The organism is Clostridia bacterium (assembly GCA_034926675.1).
Classification (GTDB): Bacteria; Bacillota; DTU025; order DTU025; family DTU025; genus JAYFQW01.
On sequence record JAYFQW010000083.1, the window covers coordinates 1 to 15,795 of the forward strand.

Genomic DNA, 15,795 nt, shown 5'->3' on the forward strand with positions numbered 1-15,795 from the left:
TATTCCACGTGAGAGGGCTCAGTACCTTTGGGAGGTATTGGAACATAGCGGTGTATTGATATCCAGTAGCTGGCCACAGGGCGTGGGACCCTCGGCCAAGACCTACTGGAAGAAAACTGGGATACTATATCGTAGCGTCAGAATAGGCCAACTGTGTGATTGACCTTGGCCGCCCGAGGCTGTATGCTATACACTAATCAAGTGAATATGTGAGGGGCTATGAAAGGGAGGTAGGAGGCGTGCTGCCCCAAGAGAGGGAGCGCCGTCGGGTGGGAGCGTTCCTGGGCAAGTGCTTCTGAAGTGCGCCCTTGAGCCTGAGGCCGAAACCGCTTAAGGTGAGAGTAGGCTTTCACGGGTGCGCCCGTTATTGCGCCTGCGCTGCAGCCCCACACGGGGAGCGGCGCCTGAGTTGCGGCAGCCGCCGCGCCGGGATCACGTGGATCGGCGCGTATGTGTGTTGGCAGCCGCGAGCAGAGTGGAACCGCGGTTTGAGCGCCGTCTCTGTATGGGGGCGGCGTTTTCGCATACCCAGATGCGAATTGCCCAGATACGAACTGCCTAGATACGAATTGGAGGTATACTCAGATGCTTGACGATATCGGGTCCTTCCTTGATGCGGCGATGGCGCGGGATCCCGCCGCCAGGAATCGCATAGAGGTGCTGGCGCTCTATCCAGGAGTGCACGCTCTCATATGGCATAAGCTGAGTCACTGGCTGTACAGGCACAGAGCGTTTTTCCTTGCCAGGCTTGTCTCGCAGATAGCGCGAGGCCTGACCGGAATCGAGATCCACCCAGGAGCAACGATCGGTCGGGGGGCTTTCATTGACCACGGGATGGGGGTCGTGATAGGCGAGACTGCCGAAATCGGTGAGGATGTCACTATCTATCAGGGCGTTACCCTTGGGGGCACAGGTAAGGAGATAGGCAAGCGCCACCCGACTATCGAGGATGGCGTTGTGGTGTCCGCCGGTGCGAGCGTGCTCGGCTCCATAACTGTTGGACGCAATTCGAAGATCGGAGCAGGGGCGGTGGTGATCAAGCCGGCGCCGCCATACTCTACTGTGGTTGGCGTTCCGGGCCGCGTGGTTGAACGCAGCGGCGACCAGCAGCAGCGCGATGCGGACTCGCGCGAGGCATGTGAGGCGACCATGAGCTGCAATCGGGGCGCCGACTATCACTACGCACACCGTGGCCGGGAAGCGGATCTGAATCACGGGGATCTGCCAGACCCGCTTGGACGTGCACTGGATCTGCTTGCCCTGAGAATCAAGACCCTCGAGGATGAGGTTGCGGTCCTTAGGAAGGCCAGGGCCGTCTCTGCTGGCGCCGTCTCTGGCGCCACGATCACCTCGATTTCGCCCATTGCATGCGATGCCAAGGAGGCGCAGCCACATGACTATTGCATCTAGCATTGCCGCAACGATAGGGCGCACCCCGATAGTGCGCCTCAATCGATTCGGAGGGACCTCTGGACGGGCCGAGATCCTCGCCAAGCTGGAGTCGTTCAACCCTGGAGGGAGTGTGAAGGATCGGATAGCCCTGGCGATGATCGATGACGCGGAGGCCCGGGGAGCGCTATCGCCCGGCGGCGTCATAATCGAGCCGACGTCTGGCAACACCGGAGTGGGGCTCGCCATGATCGCGGCAGCAAGAGGTTACAGGATCATCCTTACGATGCCTGATGCCATGAGCATCGAGCGGCGCTGTCTGCTTGCGGCCTATGGCGCTGAGATCGTGCTTACGCCCGGGGCGCTCGGCATGTCTGGGGCCGTCGCAAGGGCCCGAGAGCTCGCCGAGGAGCATGGAGACTGGTTCATGCCTTCGCAGTTTGAGAACCCAGTGAACCCGCAGACTCACGATGAGACGACTGCAGCCGAGATAGTCGCGGATCTGAGTGCAGGCCCCGAGCTCATGCTGGATGCATTCGTCGCTGGAGTAGGGACCGGTGGGACGATCACGGGAACTTCGCGGGCGCTCAGGCGCGTGAAACCTGAGCTTCTGGTGATCGGCGTCGAGCCTGCGGAATCAGCGGTGCTCTCAGGGAATCCGCCCGGACCCCACAGGATACAGGGCATAGGCGCCGGTTTCATACCGCCAGTGCTCGATGTCGCGCTAATCAGCGAGATCGTGACAGTGCGCTCGGATGATGCCTTCGCCGCTAGTAGGCGCCTGGCAAGGGAGGAAGGAATCCTCGCTGGCATCTCCTCAGGAGCCGTCGCGGCGGCTGCCCTCGGCATTGCGCGGCGCCTCGGCGAAGGCCAGCGGGTATTGGCGATTTTTCCCGACACCGGCGAGCGGTATCTCAGTGTTGAGGGCCTGTTCTGATCGTTTACGGGTTGTCCTCAATCTTGGCTCTTCGCCCTTTCGAGCGCCTCTTGGGCAGCCCGTGCGCCATCAGAATGCCGCCGACGCCAAGTGTCAGCCAGTAGGTGATGAGCCGCCACAGAGTCACGAAAACCCCGAGGGAGTTCAGCGGGACTATTGTGCTGAAGAGAGCTGCGAAACCAAGCTCAGCCGCACCGCTTGAGCCAGGGGTGGGGGCGTATGCTGAGGCAAGGTAGAACAGAATCGCAATCCCCATCACTTGCGCGTACGGCGCCCGCATGCCGAGGCCTGTTAGGAGTACGGCTGGAATCAGTATGGTGATGATCCAGCATGCGAAGCTAAGGCCCATCACGGCAGCCAGGGCGGGCTTGGCTGTGCGGATGAAGATGCTCAAGGACTCCCGAAACTCGTGAAGACCGTGGTTGATCCGCTGGAGGATGTCATCGACGGTTTCGGGTTTCAGGAAGCGTAGAGTGAACCTGTTCCTGAGCGCCGGAACGACTACGATGCTGATCTTCTCTGGGCGTGCGATCAGAAACAGGAAGAATGCGAATACGGCGAAGTAGAGAGACAGCCCCACCACAAGGGCGATGTCCATGCCCTTCGGCAGCCTCCACTGCACTTGCGAGACGATCATCCACCCGGGGATGATCAGCCCCAACATCATCCGCGCGAAGGCGTTCATGATGGTTTTCACGGCGATGACGGCCGACGACTGGCCAACGGTAATACCCTTATCCATAAGGAGATATGCCTGCACTGGCTCTCCACCCGAATCGAACGGGGTCACATTGGATACGAACGCACCGAGGATAGAAATCCGCATGCCCGACCAAATGCTGAGCCGTCCCCCAAGGGATCTCACAAGTATCACCATGCGCATGGAGTCGAACACCCAGTTCAACACCATGAGCCCAAGACAGATGCCAAGCATGATCGGGTTTACGCGGGCGAAGCTTGGCCACGCCTCTCGGCCGCCTGCCAAGCGCATCAGAATGAACAGGGCGAGCATGCTGAAGCCGACGGCCGCCGCTGCGCCGCGCTTCAGTTGGTTGGGGCGCTTAGAAGCGCCATCTCCACCCATTGGCGCCCTCCTTACGATAGCCGCGTTGAAATCCACGTTATTATACCATACGTGAATGGCATTCCGAAACGCACCTGTCGCCTGCGCTTGCCCCGTCGCCTGCATATTGGGCCTTCGCGACCCCTCCCGTCCACGCGGAGGTTCCCACATCCACGTGCAGAGGCACTGGTTTTGTGATACTGTTCATAACATAGAATGAGCTGCAACTTTGCTTCGGAGGATCTGATATGTCCAGTATATTCCACGTAATCGGCCCAATAATGATCGGGCCGTCATCCTCACACACCGCCGGGGCGGTTAGGCTGGGCCTTGCCGGTCGCGCGATAGCAGGGGCGCGGCCCACTCACGCAGTCCTAACTCTTCACGGCTCCTTCGCACAGACCTATCGCGGGCACGGCACCGATGTCGCGTTAGTTGCAGGCCTACTCGGCCTAGGGCCTGATGACGAACGCATACCCAATGCCTTTCACCTTGCGAGCGAATACGGCCTCGAAGTGCGCTTCGAATTCGCAGACCTTGGGGATGTCCACCCGAACACCGCGAAGATGGAGCTGACTGCGCCCGATGGCTCTGTTACGAGCATAATTGGCTCCTCAGTAGGAGGCGGCAGCATCGTCATCACAAGGATCAACCAGTTCGATGTGGAGTACCACGGCGAGTATAACGCGCTCATCGCCTCATACACAGACCAACCTGGCATAATCGCGAAGATCACATCCCTTCTTGCAGCGGAGAACGTGAACATCGCGACCATGCGCGTTTCCCGCGAGGCGCGGAATTCGCGGGCGATGGCAGTTGTTGAGCTCGACCAGCCGATATCCCCCGAGGCCCGTATGCTCATCACTCGGATACAAGGTGTGGATGGCGTGATGTCCCTGCCCCCGGTGGCGCTGGCGTAGTGAGGGCAGTTTATCTGGTGCGATTGGCTGACTGAGTCTTGAGGGTTCGGCGCTCCGGGCCTTTCAGAATGAGCGGGAGGTAAGACAGAATGATAGGAGCATCCCTACGGGAGCTAGTGGATGAGGCGACCCGGTTGGATGTCACTATAGGATCGGTCATCAGGGAACGTGAGGCTGCTGAGACAGGGATCTCAACCGCGGATGTGAACACCAAGATGAACCTTAACCTCGAAGCGATGCGAGAAGCCTCCTTCCGCGGGCTGGCAGGGGTCGTATCCCGTTCCGGCCTGACCGGCGGGGATGCCCGGAAGTCTGTGGAGGCGCGGCGCGCGGGGAAGCTCATTGGAGGAGAGCCCCTGGATACTGCGATCTCCATCTCCCTTGCCGTGGCCGAGGTGAACGCGGCTATGGGACGTATAGTAGCTGCTCCAACCGCAGGCTCGTGCGGGGTGCTTCCAGGAGTGATCCTCGCAGTGGGAGAGCGCATTGGAGCGGATAATGACAAGCTGATCGATGCTCTCTTCACTGCTGGAGGTGTGGGTTCGGTCATATCGCGCAACGCAACGCTGGCTGGCGCTGAAGGCGGATGCCAGGCTGAGTGCGGAGCGGCCTCAGCAATGGCCGCTGCCGCGGCCGTGCAGCTCGCTGGCGGATCTCCCGAGGCGTGCGCCAATGCCGCTGCGTTCGCCTTGAAAGGACTTCTAGGGCTGGTGTGCGATCCAGTTGGCGGCCTGGTGGAGGCGCCATGCATCAAGCGTAACGCGACGGCAGCGGCCGTCGCGCTGGCCTCAGCAGACATGGCCCTGGCAGGAATTGTGAGTGTAATCCCACCGGATGAGGTTATCGAGGCCATGGGCGCTGTGGGCAGGATGCTGCCTGAGTCATTGCGAGAGACCGCCCTGGGAGGGCTTGCCGCGACGCCTACCGGCAAGGCCCTCGCCAGGAAGATCGCATCGATGCCATGAAGTCGTTCACCATTCATACCTGCGGTAGAACCACTTCTTAACGGCGCCCACCATCAAGAGATAGGCGGCTATCATGGCCGTGAGCACTGCAAAGAATGCGCGCGGCAGCGGGGTGAAGCCAAAGAACCGGCCCAGAGGGGTATAGGGAATCGCGAAGCCGATGCACACGACTGCTATGGTTGACAGCGTCAACGCAAGGCTCGCTCTGCTGGTCCTCAGGCTGTGTCTGGAACGGATCATGTGGATCACTAGCGTCTGGGTGGCCAGAGACTCAAGGAACCAGCCGGTATGGAACAGCGAGGCATCAGCGTGGAATACGTGCAGCATCACCAGGTACGTCGTGATGTCGTACATGGAGCTGATTGGGCCGAATACCAGCATGAACTTCTTAATGAACCCGATATCCCATCGGCGCGGCTTTGCGATGTAGTCCTCGTCCACGCGGTCGGTGGGTATGGTGACCTGAGCGAAATCGTACAGGAGGTTGTTCAGGAGTATCTGCACTGGCAGCATGGGAAGGAACGGCACCATGAACAGAGCTGCCGGAACACTGAACATGTTGCCGAAGTTCGAGCTCGTGCCCATCATAATATACTTCATCGTGTTCGCGAAGGTCTTGCGGCCTTCAATGATTCCGGTCTCTAGGATGTGAAGCCCTTCCTCAAGGAGGATTATGTCTGCGGCCTCCTTGGCGACGTCCACTGCATTGTTTACAGAGATCCCCACATCCGCTGTTCTGAGTGAGGGCGCGTCATTGATGCCATCGCCCATGTAGCCAACCACATGGCCCGCCTTCTTCAGCAGCGTGATGATGCGGTTCTTCTGGTCAGGGCTGAGCCTTGCGCCGATGGTGGCCTCTTTGGCCCTGCGCGTCAGCTCTTCATCATCCATGGCATCAACTTCGTGCCCCATCAGCACGCCCTTCACCGAAAGCCCGACTCTTTCGCATATCCTTGCAGTCACGAGCTCATTGTCGCCGGTAAGGATCTTGATCTCTACTCCCAGATCCTCTGCTTGCTTAAGTGCTGCTGGGGCGCTCTCCTTGGGCGGGTCGATAAACGATACGTATCCCACGAAGGTGAGCCCTGTTTCATCGTGAACTGAGTACACATCGCGCCCATTTCCGATTGTCCTGTAGGCCACGGCAAGCGCGCGGTAGCCGTCTGCGGAGAGCTTGGCGAACTCGTCCATCGCAAGCGTTCTCAGTTCGCCAGTCATCTCCTGTGCGATTCCCCGTAGCTCAATACTGGTGCATGCAGATAGCACACCCTCTGGCGCGCCTTTGGTAATGAGCAGCCGGCCTCCATCCTTCGCCACGATTACCGACATGCGCCTGCGGGTGAAGTCGAACGGAATCTCGTCTACCTTCGTATAGATCCCAAGGTCCACTGCGCACTCGCCGCTGGCGCTGTGCGCAGCAATGGCCTGGTCCATGGGGTTTTTCATGCTTGCCTGGAATGATGCATTGACCGCCGCCAGCTCAAGGGTGCGGTGGCAATCTCGGCCTTCGGCACACACATGGGAGTGCAGCGCAAGGCGGCCCTCTGTGAGGGTCCCAGTCTTGTCGGTGCAGAGGATGTCCATGCTGCCGAGGTTCTGTATCGACTGCAGGTGCTTCACGATCACCTTGTTCCGAGCCATAGCGCGCGCCCCTGCCGACAGATTGATCGTGATGATCATCGGAAGCAACTCAGGGGTGATTCCCACTGACACTGCGACCGCGAAGAGAAGGGAGTCGAGAAGACCACGCTGCTTCGCCATGCTTGTTACGAATATGAACGCCACGAGAAAGCCTATAACGCGGATGAGCATCTTGGTGAAGCTGCTGATCCCGCGCTGAAACTCAGTTGGAGGCCTTTCTGCCGCGAGGCTCTTCGCTATGCGCCCGAACTCAGTGCGGCCGTTTGTTTCGACCACCAGAGCCTGTGAGTTCCCACTCACCACGTTGGTTCCGAAGAACACGACATGGTCCATGTCAGGCAATGCTCCAGGCTTGCGCGCGAAAGCGAACGGCGCTTTCTCCACAGGCGCAGATTCGCCTGTGAGCGCAGCCTGATCTAGGAAGAAGTCGCGAGCTGTGAGCACTCTGGCGTCGGCAGGTACGATGTCGCCGACGCCAAGCTGAATGATGTCGCCTGGAACCAGCTCCGCCATAGGGATTTCGACGAGCTTGCCATCTCGCAGCACCGTCGAGGTCACGGCGACCTGCTGAGCCAGTTTCTGGGCGGTCTTCTCCGACGAGTACTCCTGCACGAACTCCAGAATCGCGCTTGTGAGCACCATGAGAGCTATCATGATTGCCCCTGGCGTCTCTCCGAAGAAGGCCGACACAACCCCTGCTGCAATGAGTATCAGGCTCAAGGGGCTTATCAGGAGACGCAGAAACGACATGATAGGCGAACGAGTCCTTTTGTGGACCAGTTCGTTCCTTCCATGTTGTGCGAGACGCTCCTCGGCTTCCTCCGTTGTAAGACCATTGGGGCTCGATGACAGCCGCTCCATCAACTCCTGAAGCGGCAAGTTGAGCTGGGCGCTGCGCCCAGGCCTGGCGGTTGCGTTCGTGTCGAGCGACATGAACATACAAACGCGCCTCCCCTCTTGCCGGGGAGGCGCAATCAGCATGCGCGAAAAATCAACGCAGCCTAGTAGGCAACGCTCCTCCACCGGCTATTCTGATGTGGATCACGGTGTTACGTCTACTACTAGGGCCGTCGGTATCCATAGACACGGTTCACCTCACGCCATTAGAATATGCCTGCGGGATACGGCTGTCAACCTCGGAAGCAAATGTGTTTTCAGGGACGTAGCGGGCCTTTAGGCATACCCTGGTGCGCAGTCGGGTCGGATGTGAGCACCCCTTTGCCACGCGAGTCGCTCCAGCTTGTCGCGTGGCAAAGGGGCGCCGTGCGCTAACGTACGATTCTGGTTCCGGCCCTACCCTCAATTGCGTCCACTGCAGTTGCGAGCGAGGCTATCACGGCGAACTCCCCGCCCTGGCCAACGAAACGCCTGCAGGCTTCCATCTTCGGCCCCATGCTTCCAGCCTGGAAGTGGCCTTCCTGCTGGTAGCGGGCAAGCTCCTCCATAGTGATCACGTCGAGATCGATTTGGTTCGCGGTCTTGTAGTTCAGAGCGACTTTGGCCACATCAGTGAGGATAAGAAACACGTCCGCGCGGACATCGTGGGCAAGCCTCTCGCCCCCGAGGTCCTTATCGATCACGGCCTCAACACCTTCGTAGTGGCCGTCACGCTCACAAACGGGGATGCCCCCTCCGCCGTTGGCTATCACGACTGCGCCCGACTGAACCAGGGAGAGGATGGCATCGCGTTCCACCATCCGCACTGGATCAGGCGATGGAACAACACGTCTCCACCCGCGACCTGCGTCATCGATCCATGCCTCATCGGTTTCGTCCATGCGTCTCCTGGCGTGTTCCGCTGTGTAGAAGGGGCCCACTGGTTTGGAGGGGCTCCCGAATGCTGGGTCATTGGCGCTGACCACCATCTGGGTAACGATTGTGACCACTGACTTGCGGATGCCTCTCTCCGCGAGCCTCCTTCCGAGGCACTGCTGCAGCATGTAGCCGATCTGGCCCTGAGATTCCGCGCCACACACATCGAGAGGCATTGCAGGAACCTGGCCGCTCCCGGCTGCGTTTTGAATCAATATTGCGCCAACCTGGGGGCCGTTGCCGTGAGTGACCACGACTCGGTGGCCCCTTGACGATAGCTCTGCGATTTGGACCGCCGTCTGGTCCACATTGAGAAGCTGTTCCTGGATGGCGCCCTTCTGACCGGGCTGCAGAATCGCGTTTCCGCCCAGGGCGATTACGATGGTCTTCACGCCGTCCAACTCGAACACTCCAATCTCGGCCTTATGTTCAGCATAGCTGCGAGCGCTGGTACACTACATCGCCCATGGCGATAGTGGCATCAACAGTGAGGCTCCCGCTCTCCAGTATCACGATGTCCGCATCCATGCCAGCCCGCAGCTCGCCTTTTCGCCCAGCGAGTCCGATCTGCCTTGCCGGCGTTGTGGAGGCCATCGCGATTGCCTCGGGGAGGGTAGCCACTCCCATCCGCACTACGTTTCTCACTGCGGCGTCCATGGTAAGGGTGCTTCCTGCTAACGACCCTGATTCGAGCCTGGCTGCGCCGGCAGATACGATGACGTGCTGCCCTCCCAGTTCGTAGTCGCCATCCGCGAGTCCAGCGGCACGCATCGCATCGGTTATGAGGCAGACGCCTGTGGAGCGTTTCATCCTTGCCGCCAGCTGCATTGCCCCAGGATGGACGTGGATCCCGTCTGCAATCATCTCGCAGGTTAGATCGTCGAGAACAAGGGCTGCGCCCACCAGGCCGGGTTCTCTGTGGTGCAATCCTCTCATGCCATTGTACATGTGCGTGACGTGACGGAGCCCAGAGGCCACTCCCGCCTGCATTTGGGCATAGGCGGCATCCGAATGCCCTGCGGATGCAAGCACACCCTTGGAGGCCAGGACCTCGATTATGCTGAGTGCGCCGTCGATCTCGGGCGCCACGGTCATTGCCAGAATGTGGCCTCCGCCTGCTCGAAGGAGCTTCTCAAGAACGGCTGGATCAGGCGGGATTATTCCGCCTTCAGGCTGCGCCCCCTTATGGCATGGGTTCAGGAAAGGACCTTCGACGTTGATGCCAAGTATGTACGCGCCGTGGATGGTCGTCTTCGCCGATGCCGATGCTGATGCTGATGATGACGCCGATGCTGACGCTGATGTCGATGCTGACGCTGATGTCGATGCCGACGCCTCAGGGCCGACCGCCCGTGGCTTGCACGCCTCCCGCGACGCCGCGTTGCATGCCTCGAGCATCAGCTCCAGAGGGCATGACATCACGGTAGGAAGGAACCCGGTCACGCCATGAGAGGCGCCGAAGGCCGCCATTCTATGCAGGGCCTCGGCGGCAGCATCCATTGTGTCGGCGCCGCTGCCGCCGTGAACGTGCATATCTATGAAGCCGGGCGCGACTATGCGGCCGGCAGCATCGATCACTGCATCGACCGCCTCTCCGCGCAAAGCGCTGCTCAGCCCCACCTTTGTTATCCGACTTCCACATAGAAGCACGGCGCCATCATCTAGGTTGGCGCCGGAGGCAATCACCTTACCATGAATGATGAGTAATCGCTTTTCCACTGGAATCGTTTCCTCCTGTTTCATGTTGCACAATATCGATGCCTAGTTCGGCACGGTTCCATGCCGTTCCTGCAGCGCTGCCGGGCCGCGGCGCGCCGAGGGAACACAATCCACCCTCGATCAGTCTAGAGGTGAGAGAGGGATTGCCGCCGATATGTTGAATACTCACAACCCGACCGAACCAAGACCCGCCCCGAAGAGGATTTCGCTGGCGCACCGGTGGGAAAGAGCAGGTGTAGATATGTTTAGATACCGCATACACCTAAAGGGTGTAGCTGCGATAGTTGCTGCCTCGCTTCTGACCATCATCCTTGCTTCATGGGCGGCAGCCGCTCCCATCGGCCAGATGACCGGAAAGTCAGTGGGCGCCCTGAAGCTCAAGGACATAAATGGCAAGGTAATCGACACAGGCCGGGATCCAGCTCCCGTAGTCCTCTTGGACTTCTGGCAGACCACATGCTCTCCGTGCCATAGCCTTGCTCCGCACCTACAGGCGCTCTACGCCAAGTATGCCTCCAAAGGCCTGCTTGTTGTGGGAGTGTCGTTGGGAGACACTGTCTCGAAGGTTCGCGACTACGCGAAAGGGAAAGGCCTGACCTACAGCATGGTAGTGGATTACGGCACTCTCGCGAACAGCTTTGGGGTTAGGTTCACCCCAACCGTGGTGATCATCGATAGGGGAGGCGTCGTTCGCCTCGTTCAGGAGGGCTTCGGCGACGGACTCGGCATTGAGGCTGCCATCGAGAAGGTCGTGCGGGACCTTCTCGCAGTGAAATGAGCGCCGCCGGGCGCGGATTCGCGCGATTTGGACGTCTTGAGACGCCGACGTACGTCCTGATAACCCTGGTGGGTATTGCTCTCCTAGCAATCGGGGCGCGCGCTGGCGATTTCGGTGTGATACTCCTGAACGCAAGGATACTATGCCTTTCGTGCATAGGGATAGAGTGAGCGGGCGAATGGCGAAGAGAGTAGATTCAATCAGAGGATCAGTGCAGATTGGGGCGGCAATCCTCACGAACTCCTACTTCCTGAGGTTCATGAAGTTCTGCCCCACGCCTGGTCTCAATTGCTATGCGTGCCCTCTGGCGTCGTTCGCGTGCCCGCTGGGGTCACTTCAGCGGTTCCTCGTGATCCGGCGTATTCCCTATGCGATGCTGGGTTTCTTCGCCGCAGTGGGCGCGGCTGTGGGGCGTGCCTCGTGCGGCTGGCTGTGCCCGTTTGGGCTCATCCAGGATTGCCTTGCGAAGCTGGGGCCGAGGAGGAAGCTCGCACGGACCCAGAGATACGGGTGGCTCAGGTATGTGTTCCTCATCGGGGTGGCAGGGGCAGGCACGTATGTCGCTGCCGCTCCGCTGTTCTGTAGGATCTGCCCGGCCGGCACTATGGAAGCAGGAATCCCGTGGGTCACTTCGAACGCCCAGATTCGAATGCTCATAGGACCCAAGTTCTGGATGAAGATCAGCATGTTGGCCGCGCTCATCTGGGCGGCCACCCGGATTAAGCGTCCATTCTGTCGGTTCATCTGCCCTCTGGGGGCGGTATATTCGCCTTTCAACCGGATCAGCGCCATGCAGTTGCAGGTTGACGGGTCTCTCTGCAACCACTGCGGCGCATGCAAGAACATCTGTCCAGTCGACCTCGAGGTGTACAGGGACCCGAATTCGGATGCGTGCATAAGGTGCCTGAACTGCACACGGTGTCCAGCGGTGTCAGTGGCATGGAACCGAGGGGCAGGGCTCGTGCGCGAACCGGATGTCGCTGCCCATTGCGAGTAGGATTCCACTGCATGCTGCATGTTCGCATGTATGCTGCATGTTCGCGGCCGCACTATCTCCTCACACTCCTCAGGATATGCCCCTCTTACCGAATACCCTGTGCTACGCAAGCGAACAATACTCCTGATCTCGTAGAAGAAGGAGTGGTGAGGTTGGGCAGGCTCAAAGTGGGGGTAATCGGAACAGGAATGGCTTTCGAGCGTCTGCACTACCCGGCATACAACCAGCTCAAAGATGTTTATGAAATCGCTGCCCTGTGTGACCTCGACGCGGAGAAGGTCAAAGGCTGGGGCAGGCGGCTGGGGCTCGCAGATAACGACATCTACACCGACTGGCACAAGATGATCGAAAGAGACGACCTCGATGTGGTTGACATCATAGTTCCCATTGGCCAGAACCAGGAGATCACTGAGGCTGCGGCCAGACGGCTCGCGGGTCAGCACAAGGGGATCATATGCGAGAAACCCCTCGCGCCAACGTTCACGAAGGCTCTGGAAGCGCGGGAGCTTGCTCAGAGGTTTCGCGTGCCGATCATGATCGCAGAGAACTACAGGTACAACGAGGAGACGAACATCATCCGCGACTTGGTGAAATCGGGACGGATAGGCGATGTGGTGTACTTCACCTACAACAGGTCGCTGGATTTCCCGTCTGAGATGCGGAAGAACGACTTCTCCGCAGCAGAGTGGAGGCAGCACCCGGAATTCCCCGGAGGCGCGGTCACCGACAGTGCTGTTCACGATGTGGCAGCGATGAGGCATATCTTTGGCGCCATTGATGAACTCCACGCCTTCGGAAGGCCGCAGGATGCGGATTTCTCCCCCTACAGCGCCATCGTGGTCAACATGCTTTTCAAGAGCGGATTGGTGGGGCAGTTCAGCTTCTACTGCGCTGGGAGTGAGGCCCACCGGCCCCTTGCCGGATTTCGCATCTATGGCTCGCTGGGCATGATCTACCTGGAGAGCCAGGAGTGCGGAGTGATCAGCATAGCCAGTAACGACGGGCGCCAGGAGCGGATACCGTACGATCCCCAGAGGGGCTACTACAACGAACTGCTCAACTTCGCTAATGCCCTCTTCGAGCGGGAGCCGATAAGCGTTCCGCCGGAGATGGAGTATGGAGATCTCAAGACCGTGCAGGACATCCTGAAATCGATCCAGCAGCGGAGGGCAGTATCAGGAGACAAGACTGCCGACTACACTCCTGACTACGCTCAGCCAGCTCCAGTGCAAAGCGAGTACATGCAGTAAACATGGCGGCGGGGGCCGCGAGCCTCCTGCGCTGCCCGGGTTGCCTGGGTTACCAGGGCTGCTGCACTTCCCGCATTGCTGCGTTTCCTGCGCTGCCTGCGCTGCCTGCGCGATCTGGCGCGCTCTCGGCCCCTTGTGCTGCATCTGCGCCACATTGGGCGCTTTGGCGTTTTCAACCCCATCGGCGCTCCAGGGCGCCCAGAGTCTTGGCACTCCGGCTGCTGGGGCGCCAAGAGCTTTGGCGCCTCGGCCTTTGGGGTGCCGGGATGTAGGACATCTCCGCGCTATCGCAGGGACTCACCTGAAAATGTCAGGCGCGTCAGGATTCAGCCTCACCACAGTCCATGCTGTATGGTCAACGACTGCACTTCCGACCTGGGTCGATGCTTCGATGAGGACCATGCCTCGCGACTCGCCGAGGGAAGACAGGGGTATTGCTATCTCAAGCCCTGCATCTGTGTAGCGAGCTGCAATGTGGATCCGTGATGTGATGCTTGTTGTGGCCTGAGCCGTGATGCCGGTCTTCTTTCCCCCTGCGGTAGTCGCCGTGGCCCGAGTCACGTTCCCAGGGCCCACGGATGCGTCGATCATCGTCCTGTGCAGGTCGAAGTTGGAGATTGTCACGGTGTACACTACTGAGTTGGATACTCTTCCTCTGGCCTTGAGCAGGATGTAGAGGTTGCTTTCTCCAACTGCGCACGAGATAGACCTGAGATCCGCGCTGACGTCCATGAGTCGCGTGATGGTATCGTAGATCGGGTCATAGACGACCGCGGGTGTATCCTGCCAGAATCCGCGTCTGTCCTTCGCCTGCTCCGCCCAATCCGGCATAGAGGGCGCTATTGGCGAGGCGATGGAGAGGAAGAGCTCATTTGTTCTCACGAAACTCAGCATGTAGAGGCGCATCAGAAGAAACTGAGTGTGATACTGGCCTATCGCTGCGTTCTTCGTATGTTCTTCCGTTTTGCTCAGTGGCATGTAGATCCACTCACCGGGCAACCTCGACAGGGTCGCTGGAGGGTCCAGCGCCCAGCCAGGATGCCACCCGCGGGGCAAGGGCCAGTCGCCCCGGTGAACCAGGTATCCGTACACCTGCGGATTGCTGGTGAGTGCGTTTTCCGCCCGAAGGCGCCCAAGCGCGTAGGAGACGATTGCGAATGTGCTCCAGTGGTCCGGGTGTGCGTCATGGGGATTCGGGATGAATATATGAGAAGGCTGGAAGTCCCTGATGATCTGTGCCACATCCTCCGCCAAAGAGGCGCCGCAATAGGGTGCGCCAGGTCTGTAGCTGTTGGCGTAGGGGCTTCTGTTCGCCCTTGTGTAGCGAGACGTGTACAGGTGGGAGTAGTCCCATCGATCAGTCCACATCTTGGAGAGGCCGCGATCTGGATACCCAAGATATTCTATGTTAGTGGGTGCAAGGCCGAGCATGCCCAGGGCTGAAGCTGTCTCCCTCTGCCTTGTGTATCCCAAGGCCATGAACTGTGCCTTTGATGGCAGGAGCTTCTTGCTGTGCCCCTCTGCTGCGGCCCTGAACCCATCTCCATTTGTGATCAGAACAACCTTGACACTGCCCCCTGAATCGAGGGTGTGCATTATCACCCCTGCGCACCCCATGGTCTCATCATCGGAATGGGGTGCGAACACCAGTGCAGAGCTTATCGAGGAATACGTGAGCCACGGAGGCGCGACCCTATCCGGGGCGAATCGCGGAAGCGATGGGCAACCCGAGAAACGAAACGCAATCCAAATGAGGAGGATGATGGTAGTCGCGCGCTTGAGGGCCTGCTTCAGTCGGCTCAGCCGTAGGTCGACGGCATTGCGGCCATCTCGCTCATCTGCCATGGATTTCCCTCCTTGCCGTTGTGCCCCTGCTATCGGCTGATATCAGTATTGTATCGCCCAGAGCCCCCTGAGGGAAGCAACAGGGCGAAAAGGGTGCGTGTGGAGTTCGTGGCAAGGTAGTCGATAGGCGTCTAAAGGAGAACACAGATAGCGACCACGAGTTGCACTGCATGATACCGACTCCAGGCGCCCGGCGCCGGGGAAAGCGCTGAGTTTCTCAATAATGAGCGTAGGCCCGCCTCAAACACCTCAGTTTTGAGCAATTGACGCGGCGAGATTCCCATTAATGAGAATTGGGGGGCGTGACGCAGGAGCCAACACTCTGGCGGCTGTCTGCGCCAGGCGGGGATTTCCTTCCACTCCTGCTATGGGCGCTGCGATCTTCGAGGCATGCTCGTGGGGCTTTCCCTCCAGGCGCCCGGCACCGGGGAAAGCGCCGAGTTTCTCAATAATGAGCGTAGGCCCGCCTCAAACGCCTC

At 59.5% G+C, this 15,795-nt stretch carries 13 protein-coding genes; 8 read left to right on the plus strand and 5 right to left on the minus strand.

Annotated elements, in window-relative coordinates:
* Window positions 1–585 precede the first annotated feature (585 nt).
* A complete protein-coding gene (epsC, locus tag VB144_15235; protein ID MEA4884979.1) occupies window positions 586–1,410 on the plus strand; it encodes a serine O-acetyltransferase EpsC in 825 nt (274 codons plus the stop codon).
* Window positions 1,394–2,326, plus strand: a complete 933-nt coding sequence (gene cysK / locus VB144_15240; GenBank protein ID MEA4884980.1) for a cysteine synthase A — start codon at window positions 1,394–1,396, stop codon at window positions 2,324–2,326. The genes epsC and cysK overlap by 17 nt, the downstream gene beginning before the upstream one ends.
* A gap of 4 nt (window positions 2,327–2,330) precedes the next feature.
* Here cysK and VB144_15245 read toward each other — a convergent pair whose 3' ends face one another.
* On the minus strand, window positions 2,331–3,410 hold the full coding sequence (locus VB144_15245; protein MEA4884981.1) for a flippase-like domain-containing protein: 1,080 nt from the start codon (window positions 3,408–3,410) through the stop codon (window positions 2,331–2,333).
* 227 nt (window positions 3,411–3,637) lie between these two features.
* Between VB144_15245 and sdaAB the strand changes: the two genes are divergently transcribed.
* The gene (gene sdaAB / locus VB144_15250; protein ID MEA4884982.1) at window positions 3,638–4,309 is read left to right on the plus strand and encodes an L-serine ammonia-lyase, iron-sulfur-dependent subunit beta; all 672 of its coding nucleotides are present in this window, start codon (window positions 3,638–3,640) and stop codon (window positions 4,307–4,309) included.
* A gap of 89 nt (window positions 4,310–4,398) precedes the next feature.
* Window positions 4,399–5,274 (plus strand): L-serine ammonia-lyase, iron-sulfur-dependent, subunit alpha, encoded by an 876-nt coding sequence (gene sdaAA / locus VB144_15255; protein MEA4884983.1) that lies wholly within the window; start codon window positions 4,399–4,401, stop codon window positions 5,272–5,274.
* Between the two features lie 6 nt (window positions 5,275–5,280).
* On the opposite strand, the gene mgtA is transcribed toward sdaAA, so the two are convergent.
* The 3 genes from mgtA to nagA form a co-directional block, all read right to left on the minus strand.
* Window positions 5,281–7,854 (minus strand): magnesium-translocating P-type ATPase, encoded by a 2,574-nt coding sequence (gene mgtA / locus VB144_15260; GenBank protein MEA4884984.1) that lies wholly within the window; start codon window positions 7,852–7,854, stop codon window positions 5,281–5,283.
* Between the two features lie 329 nt (window positions 7,855–8,183).
* The gene (gene arcC / locus VB144_15265) at window positions 8,184–9,119 is read right to left on the minus strand and encodes a carbamate kinase (protein MEA4884985.1); all 936 of its coding nucleotides are present in this window, start codon (window positions 9,117–9,119) and stop codon (window positions 8,184–8,186) included.
* 37 nt (window positions 9,120–9,156) lie between these two features.
* The gene (gene nagA / locus VB144_15270; protein ID MEA4884986.1) at window positions 9,157–10,446 is read right to left on the minus strand and encodes an N-acetylglucosamine-6-phosphate deacetylase; all 1,290 of its coding nucleotides are present in this window, start codon (window positions 10,444–10,446) and stop codon (window positions 9,157–9,159) included.
* 241 nt (window positions 10,447–10,687) lie between these two features.
* On the opposite strand from nagA, the gene VB144_15275 reads away from it, so the two are divergent.
* The 4 genes from VB144_15275 to VB144_15290 all read left to right on the plus strand — a co-directional run bounded on the left by VB144_15275 (window position 10,688) and on the right by VB144_15290 (window position 13,471).
* Window positions 10,688–11,224, plus strand: a complete 537-nt coding sequence (locus VB144_15275; protein MEA4884987.1) for a TlpA disulfide reductase family protein — start codon at window positions 10,688–10,690, stop codon at window positions 11,222–11,224.
* Window positions 11,221–11,394, plus strand: a complete 174-nt coding sequence (locus VB144_15280; GenBank protein MEA4884988.1) for a hypothetical protein — start codon at window positions 11,221–11,223, stop codon at window positions 11,392–11,394. Before VB144_15275 ends, VB144_15280 begins: the two co-directional genes overlap by 4 nt.
* Window positions 11,395–11,402: 8 nt before the next feature.
* Window positions 11,403–12,221: a 4Fe-4S binding protein gene (locus VB144_15285; GenBank protein MEA4884989.1), complete on the plus strand. Its 819-nt coding sequence runs from the start codon at window positions 11,403–11,405 to the stop codon at window positions 12,219–12,221.
* A 152-nt stretch (window positions 12,222–12,373) separates the two neighbouring features.
* Window positions 12,374–13,471 carry a Gfo/Idh/MocA family oxidoreductase gene (locus tag VB144_15290; GenBank protein MEA4884990.1) on the plus strand — a complete coding sequence of 366 codons (1,098 nt, stop codon included), beginning with the start codon at window positions 12,374–12,376 and terminating at the stop codon, window positions 13,469–13,471.
* A 297-nt stretch (window positions 13,472–13,768) separates the two neighbouring features.
* Here VB144_15290 and VB144_15295 read toward each other — a convergent pair whose 3' ends face one another.
* Window positions 13,769–15,316: a PIG-L family deacetylase gene (locus VB144_15295; protein MEA4884991.1), complete on the minus strand. Its 1,548-nt coding sequence runs from the start codon at window positions 15,314–15,316 to the stop codon at window positions 13,769–13,771.
* Window positions 15,317–15,795 lie beyond the last annotated feature (479 nt).